Below are 21431 nucleotides of genomic sequence, written 5' to 3'. Positions count from 1 at the left end.
CATTCCGGGCAGTGGACGGCTCTTGACGGTGCTTTGACGGTGTGCGAATCTCTCGACAGGTCTGGACCAATGGTCCGCATCGGACGGGGCTGTAGATACCAGACGCCTCGGGGCATCCTGGCGTGTCCGGCGGTCCTGACCAGTCACGGCCGTCGACCGGTCCCCGGGGGGTGGACCCAGGTCGCACGGCGGCCGGATCCGTCATCGAACCCGGACGCCTCGGACTGCCGTTGGCGTCCGAAGCACCGAGTCGCGGTAGCCCGTGCCCCACGCCGGCGTCCGCACGTTCCCCCGCGCTGCTCCTCCGCTCTGCTCCGACGTCCTAAGTGAGCCGCCGATGTCCGAAGTCCTGCCCTTGACCGACCGCATTCCGGCCTCCCCCGCTCAACAGGGGGTCTGGCTGACCGATCGGCTGGGACTGGCCCGCGAGGCGTTCCACATGCCTGTGCGGATCTCCTTCGAACGGGTCGACACAGCGGCGCTGGTCCGCGCCGTGACCGCCGTGACCAGGCGCCACCCGGCCCTTGCCGCCCGTCTGGTGGAACGCGAAGGCCAGGTCTGGCAGGAACCAGCGGCCTGCCGGCCCGAACTGGAGCAGCTCGAAGCACCGGAGGACGAGGCCGACCTGGAGAAGCGACTGGAGGAGGAGGCCGCTCGTCCGTTCGCTCTGGAGACCGGTCCGCTCAGCCGCTTCACCCTGCACCGCCGCGCCGACGGGAGCGCCGAACTGCTGGTCACCGCCCACCACGCGGTCTTCGACGGCAACTCCAAGGACGTCCTGATCCGGGACCTCGCGGCCGCGTACGGCTCGGCGCCCCTGCACGTGGCCACCCCGCAGGCCGCGCCGGCCGCGGAACCGGACACCGTACGGCGGGCTGCCGAGTGGTACGGGCCGCGTTGGGCCACCGCCACCGAACCGGTACTGCCCGGCTCGCCGCGCACCCCGACCGCCGCCGGGGCCGCCGGGGCCGGCGAGGCGGTCGAATGGCGTCTCGACGGCGTCGAGGCCGGGGAGTTGGCCGCCGCGGCCGCACTCGGCGGCACCACGGTCTTCGAGTTCCTGCTCGCGGCCCTGCACGGGCTGCTGCGCCGCTACGGCGGCGAAGCGGTGCCGGTGTCCGTGCCGCTCTCCACCAGGACGCCCGAACTCCGGGACGAGATAGGGATGTTCGTCAATGAGCTGCCCGTCCACGCACCTGCCGTCGATGCGTCGCAGACCTTCGCCGACTTCGCCGCCGCCGTCAGGGCCGAGCTGCGGGCCGGATACCCGTACCGCAGCGTGCCGTTCGGCACCGCCGTCGCCGGGCTGGTCCCCCGTGTCGGCCTGACCGCCGTCTCGCTCGGCTACCGCCGACGCGGTCCTGACGCGGAGTTCGCCGACACCGGTGTCCGAGTCTCGTGGGCCGTGTACAACCGCACCGCCCGCAACACCCTCCACCTCCAGATCGTCGAAGCCCCCGAGACGCCCGGCACCCCGGGCGGCGGCCTCGACTGCAGCCTCCAGTACGACCCGGCCGTGATCGAGCCGGACGCCGCCCGCCGTATCGCCGGCCACTACCGCACCCTGCTCGCCGGCGCGGTCGCCTCCCCCGGCGCCCGGCTCCTCGACCTGCCGCTCCTGGACGCCGCCGAACTCCGGGCCGTCACCACCGCGGCGAACGCCACCGACCGGCCCTACCCGGCCGACCGGACCGTGCTCGACCTGGTCCGCGCCCAGGCCGCCGCCACCCCCGACGCGGTCGCGGTCAGCACCGCCGGCCGCCAGCTCAGCTACCGCGAACTGCTGCTCCGTGCGGAGCAGTTGGCCACGGCACTGCGTACCGGCGGCGTCCGGCCCGGCGACCTGGTCGCCCTCCACCTGGACCGCACCGCCGACCTGCCCGCCGCGCTGCTCGCCACGCTCGCCACCGGCGCGGCGTACCTGCCGCTGGATCCCGGCTATCCGGCCGAACGCCTCGCCCTCGTCCTGCGCGACTCCGGAGCCGTTCTGGTGCTCGCCGACCGCGAGCCCGCGCCCGCGGTCGCCGATGCCGCCCCCGCGGTCCTCCGGCTCCCGGCGCCGTCGGCCCAGGACCCGGCCGAGACCTCTCCCGTCACGTCCCCCGACGCCACGCCTGACGCCCCTCCCGGTCCGGACGACGTGGCGTACGTCCTCTACACCTCCGGCTCCACGGGCCGCCCCAAGGGCGTCGCCGTCGGCCACCGGGCGCTGGTCAACCTCCTCACCTCCTTCGCCGACCGGCTCGACTCCGGCCCTCGGCACACCTGGCTCGGCCTGACCTCGCTCTCGTTCGACATCTCCGCGCTGGAGCTCTACCTGCCGCTGATCACCGGTGGCCGGCTGGTCCTGGCCCCGGACGGCCTCGCCGTGGACGGCCCCGGGCTGCTCGCGCTGATCGGCGGCGAAGGCGTCACCCACGTCCAGGCCACCCCGTCCGGATGGCGGGTCATGCTCACGGCGGGAACCGGCGTCGACGCGCTCGGCACCGTCACCGGCCTGGCGGGCGGCGAGACGCTTCCGCTCCCGCTCGCCCGCGAACTGCGCGCGCGGACCGCCCGGCTGTTCAATGTGTACGGGCCCACCGAGACCACCGTCTGGTCCACCTGCGCCGAGCTCCCCGCCGTACCCGAGCGGGTCAGGATCGGCCGCCCGATCGCCAACACCCAGGCCTACGTCGTCGACGAGCAGCTGCGTCCCACCCCGCTCGGCGTCCCCGGAGAGCTGGTGATCGGCGGGGACGGCGTCGCCCACGGCTACCTCGGCCGACCCGAACTCACGGCCGACCGCTTCGTGCCGAACCCGTTCGGCCCGCCCGGCACCCGGCTCTACCGCACCGGAGACCAGGCCGTCCGGACGCCCGACGGCGAACTCGACTTCCTCGGCCGGATCGACGACCAGGTCAAGATCCGCGGCCATCGGATCGAACTCGGCGAGATCGAGTCCGCCCTCCTGGAGCACCCGGCCCTCGCCCAGGCCGCCGTCGCCGTCCGTACCGAGGAGGACGGTGAGCCCTTCCTGGCCGGCTACCTGGTCCCGGCCGCCGGCGCCAGGCCGCCCGCCCCCGCCGCACTGCGCGACCATCTGACACGCACGCTGCCGGCCGCGATGGCGCCGCAGCGCTGGCTCACCCTGGAGCGCCTGCCGCTCACCCCGAACGGCAAACTGGACCGGCGGGCCCTGCCCGTACCGCCACGCGAGGTCCCGGCGCCGCGCGCCGCCGACACCGACACCGACACCGACGAGACGACCGCGACGGTCCGCCGGATCTGGGCCGAGGTGCTGCGTCTGCCCGACGTCGGCCCCGAAGACGACCTCTTCGACCTCGGCGGCCACTCGCTCACCGTGGTCCAGATCGCCGCCCGGATCCGCGACGCGCTCGGCGTGGAGGTCGACTTCGACGTCTTCTTCGACACCCCGACCCCGGCCGGCATCGCCGCCGTCGTCCGCGAACGCCCGTAGCCCCTCCCCCGGTTCATCGGGTACGGCCCTCCCGGCCGTACCCGGACCCCGTCACGTCCGCACCCCCTCGATTCCTCACCGAACGCCCGAACAGGAACCCGATGACGGATACCCAGGACCTGCCCATCGGCTGGTCCCCAGCCAAGCGTGCCCTGCTCAGCCGGCGGCTGCGCGGCGCCGCTTCCCCCGCCCGGGTCGTGGACCCCCGCCCGGCGGACACCGCACCGCCCCTCTCCAGCGGTCAGGAACGGCTCTGGTTCATGGACCAGTTCGCTCCCGGTTCCACGGCCTACACGCTGGCACCGGCCCGCCGGCTCCGGGGACGCCTGGACCGCGCCGCGCTGGATGCCGCGCTGACCGATCTGGTGGCCCGGCACGAGAGCCTGCGGATGACCTTCCGCACCACCGAGGCCGGCACCGCCGAGGTGGAGGTCGCCGAGCCCGCGCCGTTCGCCGCCCAGTACCTGGACGCCCGCGCGGACCCGCACCCGGAGGCGCGTGCCGCCGCCGCACTCGGCGCGGTGATCGCGGAGCCCTTCGACCTGCAGACCGGCCCGCTGCTGCGCGCCCTGGTGGTCCGCATCGCCGAGGACGACCACGTCCTCGCCCTGGTGATGCACCACATCATCAGCGACGGTTGGTCGATCGACCTCCTCAACCGCGAGCTCGACCTCCGCCTCGCCCACCACGCGGACGGCGCCCCGGGTGAACTGGCACCCCTGGAGGTCCAGTTCGGAGACTATGCGGCCTGGCAGCGGGACCGTCTGGAGAACGGGCAGCTCGCCGCCTCGCGTGCGTACTGGCGTACCGAGCTCGACGGCGTCCCGGCCCTGGAGCTGCCCTCCGACCGGCCCCGCCCGCCGCTGCTCACCTTCGACGGGGCCGCGACCGAGTTCCGCTGGAGCGCCGATCTCGCCCACCGGATCGGCGAGGTGGCGCGGGCCTACGGTGCCTCCCCGTACATGGTGCTGATGGCCTCGTTCCAGGCCCTGCTCGGCCGGCACACCGGCCAGCGCGACTTCGCCGTCGGCTCCGCCGCCGCCGGCCGTCTCCACCGTGAACTCGAGAACGTGGTCGGGGCGTTCGTCAACATGCTGCCGATCCGCGCCCGGCTCTCCGCCGACCTCGAATTCGGGCAGCTGATCAGCCGGGTCCGCGAGACCACGCTCGACGCGTACGCGCACCAGGAGGTGCCGTTCGAGCAGATGGTCAACGATCTCGCGGTGGAACGCGACGTCAGCCGCGCCGCCGTCTTCCAGACCACCTTCGCCTTCCAGAACTACGGCGACCGCACCGCCGTCCCCGCCGCAGGCCCCGCGGGCCTGGACTCCGAGGGCTTCGGCTACGAGGCCACCACCACCCACGCCGACCTCGCCCTCTACATGCGCGAGGAGTCGGACGGCGGCCTCTACGGCCTGTTCACCTATCGCACCGACCTCTTCGACGCCGACACCGTCGAGCGCATCGCCGAGCGGTTCGAGCTGCTGACCGCGGCCGGCGTCGCCGACCCCGCGCTGCCGGTCGACCGGATCCCGATGCTCGGCACGGCCGAGCGGACGGCCGTGCTCGAGACCTGGGCCGCCGGTCCCCCGCTGCCGGACGGCGGCCCCGCCACGCTCACCCAGGCGCTGGCCCGGACGGCGGCCCGGACGCCCGACGCGCCGGCCCTGGTCTTCGAGGACCGCACGCTCACCTACGGCGACCTCGACCGCCGCGCCGGCTCTCTGGCCCGGCGCCTCCGGGCGCTGGGTGTGGGTGCGGACGACCGGGTGGCCGTCTGCCTGGAGCAGTCCCCCGAGCTGGCGGTCGCCCTGGTCGCCGTCCTCAAGGCCGGCGGCGGCTACCTGCCGCTCGACCCCGAACAGCCCCCGGCACGCCTCGCCCACCTGGTCACCGACGCCGGTGCCAAGGTCCTGATCACCGACACCGTGCTGCGGGCGCGGTTCGGCGACCACCCGGCGGTCGACCTGCTGACCGACGGCGGTACCGACGCGACGGAGGGGGACGGGGCGCCCCTGGAGGAGGTCTCGGGCGCCGACCACCTCGCGTACGTGATCTACACCTCGGGCTCCACCGGCACGCCCAAGGGTGTCGCGGTGCAGCACCGCCAGTTCCTCAACTACCTCGCGGGTGCGGGCGAGCGGCTGCGGATCGAGCCCGGGGCCTCCTTCGGGCTGTTGCAGTCGCTCTCCTTCGACTTCAGCATGACCATGCTCTACCTGGCGCTCACGACCGGCGGTCGGGTGCACCTGCTGCCGCGCCGGATCGCGGGCGTGGAACTGGCCGCGGAGATCGAACGGGCCGGCATCGACTACCTGAAGATGACGCCCTCCCACCTGGCCGCCCTGACCGCCGACGCGCCGATCGAGCGGCTGCTGCCGCGCCGTGCCCTGGTCCTCGGCGGCGAGGCCAGCAGTAGGTCCTGGGCGGCGGGCATCGCCGCGCTGGGCCGGTGCGCGGTGTTCAACCACTACGGGCCGACCGAGGCGACGGTGGGGATCACCGTCCACGAGGTCACCGCCGACGGCCTGGACGCACAAGGCAGCACCCCGATCGGCAGCCCGCTGGCCGGCGGCCGCTGCTACGTGCTCGACGAGGCCCGCAACCCCGTTCCGCCGGGTGTCACCGGTGAGTTGTACCTGGGCGGGGACCGGCTGGCCCGTGGCTACCTCGGGCGGCCGGACCTGACGACCGAGCGGTTCCTGCCCGATCCGTACGCCGGTCCGGCGGGCGCGGAACCGTCCGCTGCGGACCCGGCGGGCACGGATCCGTCCGGCACCGACCGGGACGCCACGGGGACCGGCGGCCCGCGGATGTACCGTACCGGCGACCTGGCGCGCTGGCGGACCGACGGGACACTGGACTACCTCGGCCGCGGCGACGACCAGATCAAGGTCCGCGGCTACCGGGTCGAGCCCGGCGAGATCGAGGCCGCGCTGACCGCCCTGCCCGGCATCACCCAGGCGGTGGTCCTGGCCCGCGGCGAGGGCGTCAGGCAGAACCTGGTCGCCTACCTGGAACGCCCCGCCGGCGGCGAACCGCCGGCCGCCGCCGAACTGCGCGCCGCCCTGGGCGAGGTCCTGCCGGACTACATGGTCCCGGCCCGCTACGTGCTCCTCGAGCGGCTGCCGCTGCTCGCGCACGGCAAGGTCGACCGGAAGGCGCTGCCCGCGCCCGCGGACGGCCCGGCAACCGGCGCACAGGCCGACCCCGAGGGCGAGACCGAGCAGGTGATCGCCGCCATGTGGGCGGATCTCCTCGATCTCCCCCGGGTCGGCGCGCTGGACGACTTCTTCGAACTCGGGGGCCACTCCCTGCTCGCCACCCAGGTGGTCGCCCGGATGCGGCGGGCCTTCCCCGGCCTGGCCACCCCCGTCGGTGTGATGGACCTCTTCAAGTACCCGACGGTCCGTCGGCTGGCCGAACTGGTGGCCACCCCCGAGGGCGAACGCGCCCCGCGCCGGCTGCTGCACCTGCTCACCCCCGAGCGCCGCGAGGTGGCCGCCAGTGTGGTCTGCGCCCCCTACGGCGGCGGCAGCGCGCTGATCTACAAACCGCTCGCCGACGCCATGCCCGCGGACTGGGCCCTGCACTCCATCGCCGTCCCCGGCCACGAGCTGGGCGAGGAGGCGATGGACATCGACGAGGTCGCCCGGCTCTGCGCCGAGGAGATCGTCGCGAACGTCGCGGGACCGCTGGTGCTCTACGGGCACTGCGGGGTCGGCGTGCGGCTGACCGTGGAGATCGCCCGCCGGGTGGAGGCGGCCGGCCGGGAGATCGACGCCGTCCACCTCGGAGGCATCTTCCCGTTCGCCCGCCCGAAGGGCCGCGGCGCCGCGCTGGCCGAGCGCTTCGCCGAGCTGTCCGCCCGCCTGCGCAGCGACCAGGGCATGATCAACGCCCTCGCCGCGGCGGGTCTGGACGTGGACGAGGTGGACGAGGAGCAGCTGCGGCTGATCGTGCGAAACCGCCGGGTCGGCACCAAGGGCGCCGAGCGCTACTTCGGCGAGCTGTACGAGAGCGAGGGCGGCACCCTCACGGCGCCGGTGATCGCCGTCTGCGGCGACCGCGATCCGGCGACCGAGTTCTACCAGGAGCGGTTCCGCGAGTGGCACCGGATCACCGGAACCGCCGCCGTGGTGGTCCTGGACGAAGCCGGGCACTTCTACCTCAAGTACCGCGCCGCTGAGCTGGCCGACATCCTGACGGGGGTGCACCGCTCGATATCCGCCGGCGAGGAGGCGCGCCACGAACGCACCGACGGCGCCACCTGGTGGCTGGCCGGTCTGTCCCGCGACAGCGCCGAGACGGCACCGACCCCTGAGCAGGTACCGACGCCCGAGCAGGAACCCGGGCGCCCGGGGAAGGCCCGCCGGCGCCGTCCCGTCCGCCCGACCATGGGCCGTTTCCTGACCATCGCCACCGGCCAGCAGCTCTCGATGATCGGCTCGGCCCTCACCGAGTTCGCCCTGCCGATCTGGATCTATCTGCAGTCCGGCTCGTTGTTCCACCTCGGTCTGCTCGCCGCCTTCGGCCTGGTGCCGGGCATCGTGGTGGCCCCGCTGGCCGGCGCCATCGTCGACCGCGGAGACCGCCGCCGGGTGATGCTCTGGGGCGACGTCGCGGCCGGCCTGACCCAGGCGGCCCTGCTGGTTCTCTACCTCAGCGACGCGCTGGAGATCTGGCACGCCTACGTGACGATCTCCCTGCTCTCCGCCGCGCTCGCCTTCCAGCGCGTCGCCTGGGGCTCGGCGGTGCCGCAGCTGGTGCCGAAGCGCTTCCTCGGCCGTGCCAACGGTGTGGTCCAGATGGCCCTCGGCCTGGCCCAGTTCCTCGTTCCGCTGATCGCGGTCGGCATCCTGCACGTGATCGGTCTCGGCGGCATCCTGATCTTCGACGTCGTCAGCTATCTGCTCGCGACCGGTGTCACCCTGGCGGTGCGCTTCCCCGACGCGATGGCCGCCACCCGCCGCGAGAGCGTCGGCGCCGAGATCCGAGCGGGCTTCCGACGGGCTCTCGGGAGCCGCTCCTTCAGGGCCATGCTGTTCTGGTTCGCGGTGCTGAACATCTTCCTCTCCCCGCTCTTCCTGCTCGTCACCCCGCTGGTGCTCTCCTTCTCCACGACCGCCGCTGCGGGCTGGGTCTCCACCGCGGCCGGTCTGGGCGCCGTCCTCGGCGGCCTCACCCTGCTGGTCTGGGGAGGCCCGCGCCGGATGCGCCTGCGCGGCGTCCTGTTCGCCGCCCTCGGCCTCGCCGCCGCCTGCGTCGTGACCGGCCTGCGGCCCTCGGTGACCGTGGTCGCCGTCGGCGCGTTCGGCATGACCTACGGGCTCGCGCTGCTCAACGGGATCTACGCGACGGTCGTCCAGACCAAGGTGCCGATGCGCTTCCACGGCCGGGTGATCGCGGTGAACACCATGGTCGCCTGGTCCACCCTGCCGATCGGCTTCGCCCTGGTCGCCCCGGCGGGCCCCGAACTGCTCCAGCCCCTGATGGACGAGGGCGGCGCGCTGGCCTCCAGCGTGGGTGCCCTGATCGGCACGGGCGAGGGGCGCGGCATCGGCCTGCTCTACCTGGTGTTCGGCCTCGCCATGGCCGCACTGGTCCTCATCAGCTTCTGCATTCCCGTCCTGGCCCGCTTCGACCACGAAGTCCCGGACGCCGAGTCCGACGACCTGATCGGCCTGGAGACCTTGCAGGCCCGCGCTCGGAGCGCCGGCCCGGAGACCCTGCAGGCCCGCGCGAAAAGCGAGACGAACGCATGACCTCCCCGACCCCGATCACCCGCCATCCGCTGACCGATGAGCAGCGTCGCCTCTGGTTCCTCCAGCAACTGAACCCGCAGGACGCCGGGTTCAACATGTACCTGAACCGGCGCTGGAGCGGCCCGATCGACCCGCGGGCGCTGAGCTCGGCGCTCACCCGCCTCACCGCTCGGCACCGGGCGCTGCGCACCCGGTTCGCCATGGACGGCGAGCAGCCCGTCCAACTCGTTGAGCCCGTACGGGACGTCGAACTCACGCGGATCCCGATACCGGACTCCGCGGAGGAGTCCTTCACCGCGGCCTGCGCCCCGTTCGTCAACACGCCCTTCGACCTGGGGGAGCGTCCGCCGCTGCGGGCCGTCCTTGTCAGCGCCGGCGAGCACGAGCACGCCCTGAGCGTGGTGGTCCACCACATCGTCTCCGACGGCTGGTCGTTCACCGTGCTGTGGCGTGAGCTGCTCGCGCTGTACCGCGAGGAGCTCGGCGAGGGGCCGGCCGAACTGCCGCATCTCAAATTCCAGTTCGGCGACTTCGCGCTCGCCGAACGGACCAGGCTGGACGGCGGTGCGGCCGAGGAGGCGTTCCGGTACTGGAGCGGACGACTGGCCGGCGTCGGCGCCCTGCGGATGCCGCTGGACCACTCCAGACCCGCCGATCCGGCCCATCCGGCCGGCTTCGCCGAGCTCGCCCTCGGGCCCGAACTCGTCGCCGGACTCGACGCCCTGGCCCGTGAGCAGCGCTGCACCCCGTTCATGGTGCTGCTCGCCGCCTACCAGTGCGTACTGGCCCGCTGGAGCGGCACCTACGACTTCGCCGTCGGCACCCCGCTGGCCGGTCGCAACGAGACCGCCCACGAAGCCCTGCTCGGCTACTTCTCGCGCACCGGGGTGATCCGAGCGGATCTGACCGGTGAGCCCGACTTCCGCACCGTGCTGCGCCGGGTGCGCTCCGCCACGATGGCCGCGCTGTCCCATCAGGACGTCCCGGTCGAGCGGGTGGCCGCCGAGTTGGGGCTGCCCGTGCTGCCCGGCGTCGGCCCGCTCTACCAGGCGGTGTTCGTCCACCAGAGCCAGTACGACCTGGCCGGTGCCGACGAGCGGACCGGACTGCCCGCGGGCGTCCGGACGGCGAGCATGGACTCCGGTTTCGATCGGGCCAAGACCGATCTGCTGTTGGACAGCTGGCGCACCCCGGACGGCGGGATGACCCTCTCGTTCTGCTTCGACCGGGAGCTGTTCGAGCGCGCCACGGTCGAGGGTCTGGCGCGCCGGGTCCGCGACCTGCTCGCCCGAGCCGTCGTGGACGTGGACGTCCCGCTGCACGGTGACTGGCTGCTGCCCGGGGAGGAGCGCGCCGCGCTGCTCGCCCTCGGCGCCGGATCCGCCGTCACCGGGGACGCCCGGCCGATCCTGCGCGGGTTCGCCGATCAAGTCGCCGCCCGCCCCGACGCTCCCGCTCTCGAATGCGCGGGACGGGTCCTCACGTACGCGGAACTCGACCGCGCTTCGGACGCGTTGGCCCGGCGGCTGGGTCCGGCGGTGGCCGGCCGTACGGTAGGCGTCCGGATCGCCCCCTCCTTCGAACTGGTCATCGCCCTCCTCGCGGTCTGGAAGGCCGGCGCCGGGTATCTGCCGCTCGACCCCGCACACCCGGCCGAGCGCCGGCGGCTGATGCTCGGCGAGGCGGACGCCGCCCTCCTGCTCACCGGGGGCGGGCGTCCGGAGCCGGGGCTCTCGGAGCCGGGTGTCCCCGAGCTTGCTGTCACGGAGTCGGGCGTCCCGGTGCCGGCGCTCGGCGATCCGGACACCGGAGCCGGGCGGGCGGGAGACGCGGGCGTCGAGTCCGCGAGCACGGAGCCCGCGGAGGCCGCGACGCTTCCCGGGACCGAACCCGACGGGCTCGCGTACGTCCTCTACACCTCGGGCTCCACCGGTCTCCCCAAGGGCGTCGCCGTCGAGCACGCGGCTCTGGCCGAGCGCGTCCGGTGGATGGCCGGACCGGAGGGCTACCGGCTCCGGCCGGGCGACCGGATCGTCCAGTTCGCCTCCATCGGCTTCGACACCCACGCCGAGGAGATCTGGCCCGCCCTGACCGCGGGCGCCTGCGCCGTCCTGCTGCCCGGCGGCGGCCGAACCCTGCCCGACCTGCTGCGCAGTGAGGCCGGGCGGTCGGTCACCGTACTCGACCTGCCCACCGCGTACTGGCAGGAACTGGTCTCGCTCGGAGACCGGGCCCCGTGGCCGCCGGCGCTGCGCCTGGTGATCCTCGGCGGTTCCGAGGCGCGCGCCGTCACCCTCGCCCAGTGGCGGGAGCGGCACGGCGACACCGTCAGGCTGGTCAACACCTACGGTCCGACCGAGGCCACCGTCATCGTCACCGCGGGCGAGCTCGGCGGCCGCCCCGTCGGCGGGCCCGCCGACGAGCGGCGCCCGCCGCTCGGCCGTCCGCTGCCGGGGGTGCGGCTCTACGTCCTGGACGAGCGCGGCAGCCTGCTGCCCGCCGGATCCGAGGGCGAGCTGTACATCGGCGGCCACGGCCTCGCACGTGGCTACCTGGCCCGGCCCGAGCTGACGGCGGCGGCGTTCCTGCCGGATCCGTTCGCCGCTGCCCCGGACGGCCGGATGTACCGCACCGGCGACCGCGTGCGGTGGCGCGCCGACGGGCAGCTGGAGTTCCTCGGCCGCGCCGACGACCAGGTGAAGATCCGGGGGTACCGGATCGAGCCCGCCGAGATCGAGGCCGCCCTCACCGCACACCCGGCTGTCGGCCGTGCGGCCGTGCTGGTCCGCGACGGCCGCAGGCTGATCGCCTATGCCGTCCTGCGGCCGGCCGCCGCGGAGGGGGCTGCGGCCGTTCCGGAGGCGGGGGAACTGCGCGAGCACCTGGCGCTGCGGCTGCCGGCCTTCATGGTGCCGGACGCCGTGGTGCTGCTCGACACCCTCCCGCTCACCGCCAACGGCAAGCTCGACACCGCAGCCCTGCCCGAGCCCGAGCCGGCGGGCGCGGGCGACGGGTACCTGGCGCCCCGCACCGAGGCCGAGGCTCTGGTGGTCGACCTCTGGCAGGAGGTGCTCGGGGTGCCGAAGGTCGGCGTACTGGACGACTTCCTCGCGCTCGGCGGGGACTCGCTCCTGGTCACCCGGGTCGCCGCCCGCATCCGGGCGGACGTCGGCCTCGACATGTCGATCCGCGACGTCTTCGAGAGCCCCACCCCGGCAGCCCTGGCGGCCCGGGTCGAGGCACTGCTGATCGCCGAGATCGACGCCCTCAGTGAGGAGGAGGCCGCCGACCGGCTGGACTGACCGTCGCTCCGACGGACGATCAGCAGCACCGCCGGGCGGCAGGGCCCGCCCGGCGGTGCGACCCCCACCGCACCGCACCGCACCGCACTGCACTGCATCGCACCGCATCGCACCGCACCGCACCGCACTGCACTGCACCGCATCGCACCGCATCGCAACGCACCGCACCGCACCGCATCGCATCGCATCGGAGAACGCCATCACCACCACCGTGCCGCCCGCCGCGACGACCGTCCCTGAGCTCCTCGACGCGCGGGCCACCGAACACCCGGACCACACGGCGCTGCAGGTCGTCGGCGGCGGGGAACTCAGCTACCGCCGTTGGCGCGAGGAGGCGCTGCGCGCTGCCGTCGGGCTGGCTGCCGCCGGGGTCGAGCCTCACGACAGGGTGGTGCTGCGGTTCTCCAACACGCGCTGGGACCGGTACGCCGTCGGGTTCCTCGCCGTCCAGTACGCGGGCGGGGTGCCCGTCCCGGTCCGTGAGGACCTGTCCGAGACCGATGCCGCCGCACTGGCCGCGCTGGCCGAAGCCGCCACGGTCCTGTCGGACGGCGGGCTGCCTGGCGTACCGGGCCTCGTGGAGCTGCGTCTGGACGCCCTGCTGGCCGCACACCCCGAGCCGCCGACCGAGCCCCCGCACCGGGTCGGTCCGGCCGACCCGGCCCAGGTGATCGGCACCTCCGGCACCACCGGCGCGCCCAAGGGCGTCGTCGCCGCGCACGGAAACCTGACCGCCGGCCTGGCCGCGTACCCCCGCCGCCGCGCCTACGCACACTCACGGCACGCCCTGCACGCCTTCCCGATCGGGACCAACGCGGGTCAGGTGATGCTGCTCACCGCGCTGACCGCCGCGCCCACCATCCTCAGCCTGCCGCGCTTCGACGCGGAGCAGTTCGGCATCGCGGTCGAGAAGTTCGGGGTCGGCACCGCCTTCCTGGTGCCCTCCATGGTGATCGAGCTGGTCAACGCGGGCACCGCCGGGCGGTACGACCTGGGCAGTCTGCGCCTGGTCAACTCCTCCGCCGCCGCGCTTCCCGTGCCGGTGGCGGCCGCCCTGGCCGCGGCGCTGCCGGGCGCGACGCTGGTCAACACGTACACCTCCGCCGAGGCCTCGCCCGCGCAGATCTCCACCGTGGTCGATGCGCTCCGCCCCGGTTCGCTGGGCCGTCCGGCGGACCCCCGTGACCTCCGGATCCTCGACGCGGACGGTCTGCCCCTGCCCGCCGGGCAGGTCGGCGAGGTCTGGCTGCGCCAGCCCGGACCGCCACGCGGCTACCTGGGCGCAGCCGGGCAGAGCGCCCAGGTGTTCCGGGACGGCTGGGTACGGATGGGCGATGTCGGACGCCTCGACCCGGACGGCTACCTGTACCTGGTCGACCGGGAGAGCGACGTCATCAAGAGCGGTGCGCTGAAGGTCTCCACGCTACGGATCGAGGAGGCGCTGCACGAACACCCCGCGGTCGCCGACGCCGCCGCGCTCGGCCTGCCGCACGCCGTGATGGGCGCCGTCCCGGTGGCGGTCGTGGTGGCCGGGCCCTGCGGTCTCGACCTGGACGAGCTGCGGCTGTTCCTGAGCGCCCGGCTGAGCAGGCCCGAGCTGCCGGTCCGGATCCTGCTCGCGGACGACCTGCCCAGGAACCCGAGCGGCAAGGTGGTCAAGCACCGGCTCCGCCCGCTGTTCGACGTGCCCGCGGAGTCCACCGGTCCCGCGGTCGCTCCCGCCACTCCGACGGAACTGCGGTTGGCCGCACTGTGGCGGCGCCTGCTCGGCCGACCGGTCACCGACGTGGCCGCCGAGTTCTTCGCGCTCGGCGGCGACTCGTTCCGGGCGGTCCAGCTCGCCGCAGGCATCAGCGGCGAGTTCGGGATACGGGCGGGCACCGCCGTGGTCTTCGAGCGGCCCTCGCTGCGGGCCCAGGCGGCGTGGGTGGACGACCCCGACCGGCGGTCGGACGCCGCTGCCGGCGCTTCGGCCGGGACCGAGACCGTGACGCCCTACCTGGCCGCGCTCCGCGCGCAGCCGCATGCCGTCGCGCTCACCTCGCAGCAGGAGAACTTCTTCCGTTGGATGGCCGAGGCCCCCGGGCGGGACGCGGGCGCGGTGTCGGCGCTGTTCCGGGTGACCGACCGGCTCGAACCGGAGACCCTGGGCCGGGCACTCACCGAGGTGGTCCGGCGCCACCCGGCGCTGCGGACCCGGTTCGAGACGGTGGCGGGCGGGGTCGTACGGGCGGTGCTCGACGAGGAGCCACGGGTGCGGATCACGCTGACCGAGGCCCCGGGGGCCTCGGACGCCGAGGTGGACGCCCTGCTCCTTGCCGAACGAGACCGTCTCACCGACCTGGCCCGCGATCCGATGACGCGCCTCCTGGTGGTCAGCAGGTCGGAGACCGACCACGTGGTGCTGGTCGGGACGCACCACATGGTGTCCGACGGCTGGTCGGTCGGCGTGGTGCTCGCCGACCTCGGCGTCTGCTACTCCGCGCTGCGGCGGGGCCGGTCGGCACCGCCTGTCCGCTCCGGACCGGGCTACCAGGAGCTGGTGGACTGGGCGAACGCGCACTGGCCGGTCTCCCGGGCCCACTTCGGGACCGCGCTGGCCGGGGCGCCGGAGGCCGTCGAGCGGTTCGACGGCCGCCGGGTGGTGGACGAAGTGCTCATCAAGGCGCACGAGTTCGAGGTGCCGGCGTCGCTGGCCGATGCCCTGCGGGCCCGGGCGGCGGCACTGGGCGCCACGCCCTTCCTGGTCGTCGCCGCGGTCTGGACCGGATTGCTGGCGAGCCGCAGCGGCCACCCCGATCTGGTCGTGATGACCCCGGTGCCCGGACGCCCCCGCCCGGACGCCGAGCGGACGGTGGGCTGCTTCGTCCAGTCGCTGCTCCTGCGGGTGGACGCGAGCGGGCAGCCCGGTTTCGCCGAGCTGGTGGACCGGCTGCGGGTGGTCTACAGCGAGGCGCTCGACCACCAGCTGTACCCGTTCGCCGAGTTCAGTCCGTCCGTGCCGTTCGCGGCCTGGCTCCGCTACGAGGCGTGGGCCGCGCCCGCGCAGCTGCCCGGCCTGGCCTGCGAGCCCTGGGAGCTGCCGCGCGGCAGCACCGTGCCCTGGCCGCTGCCGGGCGGCGACCGGGGCGTGCCCGAGCTGACCGTGGTCGAGCAGCCGGACGGCGGCCTGCGGTGCTGGCTGCAGTACAACGCGCTGGCCTTCGACCTCCCCGTGATCACCGAACTGGCCGAGGAGTTCACCGCCGCTCTGGCCACCGCCTGCGGGTGACCCGGCGGCGGCTCCGGCACACCGCCTGGGCGCCACCCGGGAGGGACCAGGACGGCGCTGTCAGCCCGCTGAAGTAGGCTTCCCGCCACCGCACACCGACTCGGAGGACCCAGAGAATTGACCGGCTCGTCTGCTTTCCCGCTGCCCTTTCACACGTCCCGTTCCCTTCCGTTCGCGACACCGCGAACGCTGCGGGAACTTGAGATGATGCGGTGCAGCTCCAGCATCCGGGCGAAGCCGGAGTGGTTCGACAAGATGCACGACGCCGACATCGTCGCCCGGTGGACGCGGGAGGCGATCGACCAGGGGCTCACCGAAGCGCAGGTTCGCTACGTGCTTGCCGAACTCGCGCACTACGCCGCGCTGCGGGACCCGCGAACCGGTGTCGAGGTGTCCACCGTCGACGGGGTCTGGCAGTCGGACACACTGGTCGACGACAAGCTCGAGGCCCGGCTGCGTGAGGCGGTTCGGGTTCTGGAGCAGGTCCCCGAAGCGGATCGGGACTGGCATCCCGGATCCGACGGCCAGGTACTGGATCTGGTCCATCCCTCGCTGTTCTGCCTCGTGAAGGACGTGAGCGGGGCGCCCGAGCGGGCCTGGCAGAACCCGACGAACCACTACTCGAAGTACGAGTTCTCGGAGAAGTTCCAGTGGCTGCCCACGGACGTCGACGTCGATGACGACGGCGATGTCACCTTCCGTTCGTACGTCAACAACGTGCACCCGGAGGCCCATCGCGAACTGGCCTCCGTCCTGCCGGACCTCTTCGCGCGCATGCGTCCGCTGCTGGAGAACGTGCTCACCGATCTGCGCCATCCCCGGCCCCCGCGGATCACGACCGACCCGTGGGGATGGTACGACTCGGAGCCGCAGCATCCGGACAAGGCCTCCTACAGCGATGACGCGGCCTACGCGGAAGCCGTCACCGCATACGACAAGGCGCAGGACGACTGGTGGGAGAACCGCCGCCCGGTCGTCCCGGACGCCCCGGCCTTCACCGCGCCCGAGGTGCCCGACGCATCCGCCCGAGTCGACCTGCGCGGCCGTGGTCTCCAGGTCATCGTGAAGCTCGCCACCATTCATCTCACCCCGGAGAAGCCCGAGTACTCCGGCGGTTCGTGGCATGTCGAAGGGATGCTGAACGAGCGGATCGTCTCGACCGGCATCTACTACTGGGACAGCGAGAACATCACCGAGAGCCGGCTGAGTTTCAGGGCGGCGCTCGACGACCCGGAGTACGAGCAGAACGACGACAACGGCATGCGTGACGTGTACGGCCTTGAGGACGAGGACGCGCTGAACCAGATGCTCGGATCGGCCTCGACCCCGGCGGGCCGCTGCCTGGCGTTCCCGAACATCCTGCAGCACCGCGTCGGCTCGTTCCGCCTCACGGATCCCACTCGGGCGGGACATCGCAAGATCCTCGCGTTCTTCCTGGTCGACCCGTCGGAGAAGATCGTCTCGACATCCGACGTACCGCCGCAGCAACCGTGGTCCGACACCTCGACCATGACGCTCGACCAGGCCAAGGACTTCCGCGAACAGCTCATGCGGGAACGCAAGTTCTTCGTCGACGAACACAACGAGCAGCTCTACGAACGAGAGTTCTCACTCTGCGAACACTGACCTGACGGAAGGCGCTCAGCCGGCCGGGTGGTGCGCGCGCTGCCACTCCTGCTCTGCTTCCTGCTGCTGATGGACGCGGTGGCGGTGCGCGCCGCCGACCGCCGCGTCGGCCCCGGGCCGGGTCGCGCCTGGCGGGGACCGCGGGCCGCCGTTTGGAACGCTGTGGCCGCCTGCGCTACGGCCCCTCAACTGAGGGCAAGTTGTGCCAGTCATGGCCGCAGGTGCCTTTGCAGTAGGTCTTCCTGCGGCGGGTGTCGGCGACGGAGAACACCGACACAAGGACACGGAACGCTTTGACGTGCTCGTCGGCTGGGAGGGCTGCGAATCCGTAGCGAGGTGGGTCCATGCAGATCATCACTGAAGGATTGGCCGTGGGCTTCACTCCGGACCGGGCCACGCCGGCGTGGCCGTCCGCCGACGTGATGTGCGCTTGCATCGCGTAACCGGCGACTTCCCGCAGTACCTCACGCCGCCCTGCCGGGGAGAGGGCGGAGAACCAGGTGGTCCCGTCGTCCAACGTACGCAGTCCTTGTGCGACCTCGTTCACGACCCGCTCGGCTTCACGCCGAATGACTCGCCCGTCCCCACTGTTGGTCCCCGACATCTCTCGATCATTCCACATCGCCTCCGACAGAGGTCGGGGTCGACGTAAGGGTCGACGCCGGCGCCACGGCGAGCGGTGGGCGGCCGTCTCCTGCCGTGGGGCGGCCGCCGTCGGTCTGTGGATCGGTTCTCGGTGCTTCAGGTCGGCTCCTGGCGCGCCTTCGTCTCGGTCCTCGTCGGGTCATCCGTTCGTACGACAGCACGGGCACGCCCGGGGGAAGCCGCGCAGAGTGGGTCACGACGCCGAGACGGGGAGGTGGCGATGCCGACTCATACGATCCGCTGCTGCTCGCGGGACCACGTGATCGGGCCCCGTCGTGTCTGAGCCGCCGATGACCACAGTGGGCGCGGGGCACTCGGCCGAACGTGTCGTCCGTCCGCGGCGGGCCCTGCGTGCCGGCATCACGCATGCGGTGGCCGTCGGCGTGGCGGTGGCGCTCGGCATCCTGCTCCCGGCGATCGACGGCGGCTCCCGGGTCGCCGGGGACCGCGTCGTGGCCGTGCTCAACGTGCTCGGTGTGGGCGTCCTCAGCGTCACCGCCCTGATCTTCTCGTTGATGTTCCTCGTCGTGCAGTGGGCCGCGGGCAACTTCAGCCATCGCCTCGCCCTGTTCCGCTCCGACCCGCTGGTGTGGCGAGTGTTCGCCTTCGTCATCGGCGTGCTGGTCTATTCCGTCACCGCGGTCCTGGCCATCGGCTCACGTGCCACGGTGTCCGTGGCCGTACCGGTCGCCGCCCTGCTCATGGCCGCCGTCGCGTTCGTGCTCGTCCGTCGCCTCCAGCTCGTCGCGCTGCGCTCGATCCAGCTCTCCCACGTCCTCGACGAGCTGCGCGACCGTGGCCTCCACGTACTCGACGTCTACTGTCCACCGGGTGATGCGGAAGGCGCCCGGGACTCCCCCTCGGGGGCGGTTCCGCTGCCCGGGTCCCCCACCGCGTCGGTCCCCTGGCGGGGTACGTCCGTACTCGTCGAGCAGTTCAACCTGGTTCCGCTGGTGGCCGCGGCACGACGAGGGGGCGCGACCGTCGTCCTGCGGGTGAAGGTGGGAGACGTCCTCTACGACGGTGACGCGGTGGCGGACATCTACCACGGCACGGTCCCGGATGCCGAGGTTCTGAAGGCGGTCGTCGCCGGTCCCGAGCGCACCTTCCACCAGGACCCCCTCCTCGCCTTCCGGCTGCTTTCCGACATCGGTCTGCGCGCGCTGTCCTCGGCGATCAACGACCCCGCCACCGCCGTACAGGCCCTTGACGCCGTCGAGGACCTGCTCCGCCATGCCGCCGCGGGACCGATCGGGCAGACGACCCGTGCGATCGCCGACGCATCCGGCACCGTGCGGGTGATCCTGCCCGTGCCCGGGTGGGACGAACTCCTCCGGGTCGGTCTGGACGACATCCTCGTCATCGCCCCCGGTATGCCGATGGTGCTCGCACGCTGCCGGAAGCTTCTGACCGGTGTGCTCTCCGTCGCCCCCGGCCATCTCCGCCCGCCGCTGGAGGAGCGACTGGCGTGGACGGAGCAACACCTCACGACCCGACCCCCCTTCATGCGGCACGAGGCCGGGTAGGTCCATGCCGGTGGGCGGCCAGAGGGGGACACGTCTGTCCAGCAACGGGCTTGTGCGGGACCGGAATTCGCCCTCTTTCCGATGCCTGGGTGATGGGGCATGCTCGGTGAGGTTGCTGGGGCACCTGCGTGCCAGTGAGGCCCCTGTGACCAGTGTCCCTTTCGGTATGTGACCTTCAAGGATTGATTGTGCGTACGCAGTCCACCACCCGTCCGGCCGACGCCTCCGGCACCTTCGCCCTGGGCGGCGACCTTCCCGTGAACCGTCTCGGTTACGGCGCCATGCAACTGACCGGTCCAGGTGTCTGGGGCGAACCCCGCGATCCGGACGAGGCCGTCCGGGTCTTACGCCGCGCGGTCGAGCTGGGCGTCACGTTCATCGACACGGCGGACGCCTACGGCCCGAGCGTCAACGAGCAGCTGATACGCAAGGCGCTGCACCCCTACGCCGACGACCTGGTCATCGCCACCAAGGGCGGGGTGACGCGTCCGGGTCCGGACGACTGGCGGCCCGACGGCCGGCCCGAGTTCCTGCGTGAGCGGCTGGAGCTGAGCCTGCGGCACCTCGGGCTCGAACGCGTCGACCTGTACCAGCTGCACCGGATCGACCCCGAGGTCCCGCTCGCCGAGCAGCTCGGCGCGCTGGCCCAGCTGCAGCAGGAGGGCAAGATCCGTCACCTCGGACTGTCCGAGGTGACGGTCGAGCAGCTCAAGGAGGCCCGCACGCACGTCGACATCGTCTCCGTGCAGAACCTCTACAACCTCGCGAACCGGTCGGCCGAGGACGTACTCGACTACGCCGAGGCCGAGAACATCGCCTTCATCCCCTGGTTCCCGATCGCCACGGGCGAACTCGCCCGCCCCGGCGGCCCGCTGGACGCCGCGTCCCGGGTGCACGACGCGAGCCCCGCGCAGCTCGCCCTCGCCTGGCTGTTGCGCCGCTCCCCGGTGATGCTCCCGATACCGGGCACGTCGAGCACCGCCCATCTGGAGGAGAACGTCAACGCCGCGCTGGTGCGACTCGACGACGAGGAGTTCGAGACCCTCACCGCCGCCGGCTGACAGCCGCACCGCGTGGTCCTGGCCGGCGCGCGCCCGTGGCGCGCGCCGGCGGTCCGGCTCAGACGCCGGAGGGGACCTCGGCCTTCTCGGTGAGCCCCGCTTGCTCTCCTTCGTCCGCCGCCAGCCTGCGGTTGCGCCGGACGGAGGACCAGAAGGACCAGGCGATCAGGATGACACCGATGAGACCGGTGACCACCTCGGGGATCTGGTAGCGGATGGAGACCATGAGGATCACGGCCAGCGCGCCGATCGCGTAGTGCGCGCCGTGCTCCAGGTAGACGTAGTCGTCGAGGGTGCCCTGGCGGACCAGGTAGACCGTCAGCGAACGCACGTACATCGCGCCGATGCCGAGGCCGAGCGACATCAGGACGATGTCGTTGGTGATCGCGAAGGCGGCGATGACACCGTCGAAGGAGAAGGACGCGTCCAGGACCTCCAGGTAGAGGAACATGAAGAACGCGGCCTTGCCGGCCATCACGACCGCCGGGACCTTCTTGCCGCTCTTCCTGGCCTCTTCCTCGGCCTCGTGCTCGCGCTCCTCCTCTTCCTCGAGCTTGTTCTCGAAGTAGCCGGAGAGACCGCCGACGACGAGGTACGTGATGAGGCCGAAGACGCCCGAGAGCAGGACGGTCGCCGCCTTGTCGACGTGCATGCCGCCGTGCTGGTGGGCCTGGGTCGCGAAGGTCATGGCACTGATCGCCAGGACGACCAGGGCGATGCAGACCGACAGCATGTCGACCTTGCCGAGCTTGGCCAGCGGGCGCTCGAGCCAGCC

At 72.8% G+C, this 21431-nt stretch carries 9 protein-coding genes; 7 read left to right on the top strand and 2 right to left on the bottom strand.

All coding sequences use genetic code 11. From position 1 onward, the window contains the following. Positions 1–337: 337 nt before the first annotated feature. The 5 genes from E0F75_RS24070 to E0F75_RS24050 all read left to right on the top strand — a co-directional run bounded on the left by E0F75_RS24070 (position 338) and on the right by E0F75_RS24050 (position 17424). Positions 338–3460 carry a non-ribosomal peptide synthetase gene (locus E0F75_RS24070; RefSeq protein WP_187624649.1) on the top strand — a complete coding sequence of 1041 codons (3123 nt, stop codon included), beginning with the start codon at positions 338–340 and terminating at the stop codon, positions 3458–3460. A 101-nt stretch (positions 3461–3561) separates the two neighbouring features. Continuing rightward, positions 3562–9225: a non-ribosomal peptide synthetase/MFS transporter gene (locus E0F75_RS24065; protein ID WP_187624648.1), complete on the top strand. Its 5664-nt coding sequence runs from the start codon at positions 3562–3564 to the stop codon at positions 9223–9225. Then, positions 9222–12527 (top strand): non-ribosomal peptide synthetase, encoded by a 3306-nt coding sequence (locus tag E0F75_RS24060; protein ID WP_187624647.1) that lies wholly within the window; start codon positions 9222–9224, stop codon positions 12525–12527. Before E0F75_RS24065 ends, E0F75_RS24060 begins: the two co-directional genes overlap by 4 nt. Positions 12528–12738: 211 nt before the next feature. Next, positions 12739–15798 carry a class I adenylate-forming enzyme family protein gene (locus E0F75_RS24055; RefSeq protein ID WP_229312811.1) on the top strand — a complete coding sequence of 1020 codons (3060 nt, stop codon included), beginning with the start codon at positions 12739–12741 and terminating at the stop codon, positions 15796–15798. 117 nt (positions 15799–15915) lie between these two features. Beyond that, positions 15916–17424 (top strand): DUF4246 domain-containing protein, encoded by a 1509-nt coding sequence (locus tag E0F75_RS24050; RefSeq protein WP_187624646.1) that lies wholly within the window; start codon positions 15916–15918, stop codon positions 17422–17424. 175 nt (positions 17425–17599) lie between these two features. Here E0F75_RS24050 and E0F75_RS24045 read toward each other — a convergent pair whose 3' ends face one another. After that, positions 17600–18028 carry a DUF5958 family protein gene (locus E0F75_RS24045; RefSeq protein ID WP_229312810.1) on the bottom strand — a complete coding sequence of 143 codons (429 nt, stop codon included), beginning with the start codon at positions 18026–18028 and terminating at the stop codon, positions 17600–17602. 331 nt (positions 18029–18359) lie between these two features. On the opposite strand from E0F75_RS24045, the gene E0F75_RS24040 reads away from it, so the two are divergent. Beyond that, complete coding sequence (locus tag E0F75_RS24040; RefSeq protein WP_187624645.1) at positions 18360–19595, top strand: DUF2254 family protein; 1236 nt, start codon at positions 18360–18362, stop codon at positions 19593–19595. Positions 19596–19783: 188 nt separating this feature from the next. Beyond that, on the top strand, positions 19784–20656 hold the full coding sequence (locus E0F75_RS24035) for an aldo/keto reductase (protein WP_187624644.1): 873 nt from the start codon (positions 19784–19786) through the stop codon (positions 20654–20656). 58 nt (positions 20657–20714) lie between these two features. On the opposite strand, the gene E0F75_RS24030 is transcribed toward E0F75_RS24035, so the two are convergent. Then, a partial coding sequence (locus tag E0F75_RS24030; protein ID WP_187624643.1) for a DUF475 domain-containing protein occupies positions 20715–21431 on the bottom strand: 717 nt, incomplete at its 5' end.

Origin of the sequence: Streptomyces sp. CB02980, assembly GCF_014451325.2 — a bacterium.
Classification (GTDB): domain Bacteria; phylum Actinomycetota; class Actinomycetes; order Streptomycetales; family Streptomycetaceae; genus Streptomyces.
This window is presented reverse-complemented; position numbering and strand designations above follow the sequence as displayed.

Bases quoted from the DNA above. Each gene is read 5' to 3' on its own strand.
- E0F75_RS24070 (WP_187624649.1), top strand. From the start codon at position 338: ATGTCCGAAGTCCTGCCCTTGACCGACCGCATTCCGGCCTCCCCCGCT.
- E0F75_RS24065 (WP_187624648.1), top strand. From the start codon at position 3,562: ATGACGGATACCCAGGACCTGCCCATCGGCTGGTCCCCAGCCAAGCGT.
- E0F75_RS24060 (WP_187624647.1), top strand. From the start codon at position 9,222: ATGACCTCCCCGACCCCGATCACCCGCCATCCGCTGACCGATGAGCAG.
- E0F75_RS24045 (WP_229312810.1), bottom strand. From the start codon at position 18,028: ATGTCGGGGACCAACAGTGGGGACGGGCGAGTCATTCGGCGTGAAGCC.
- E0F75_RS24040 (WP_187624645.1), top strand. From the start codon at position 18,360: ATGACCACAGTGGGCGCGGGGCACTCGGCCGAACGTGTCGTCCGTCCG.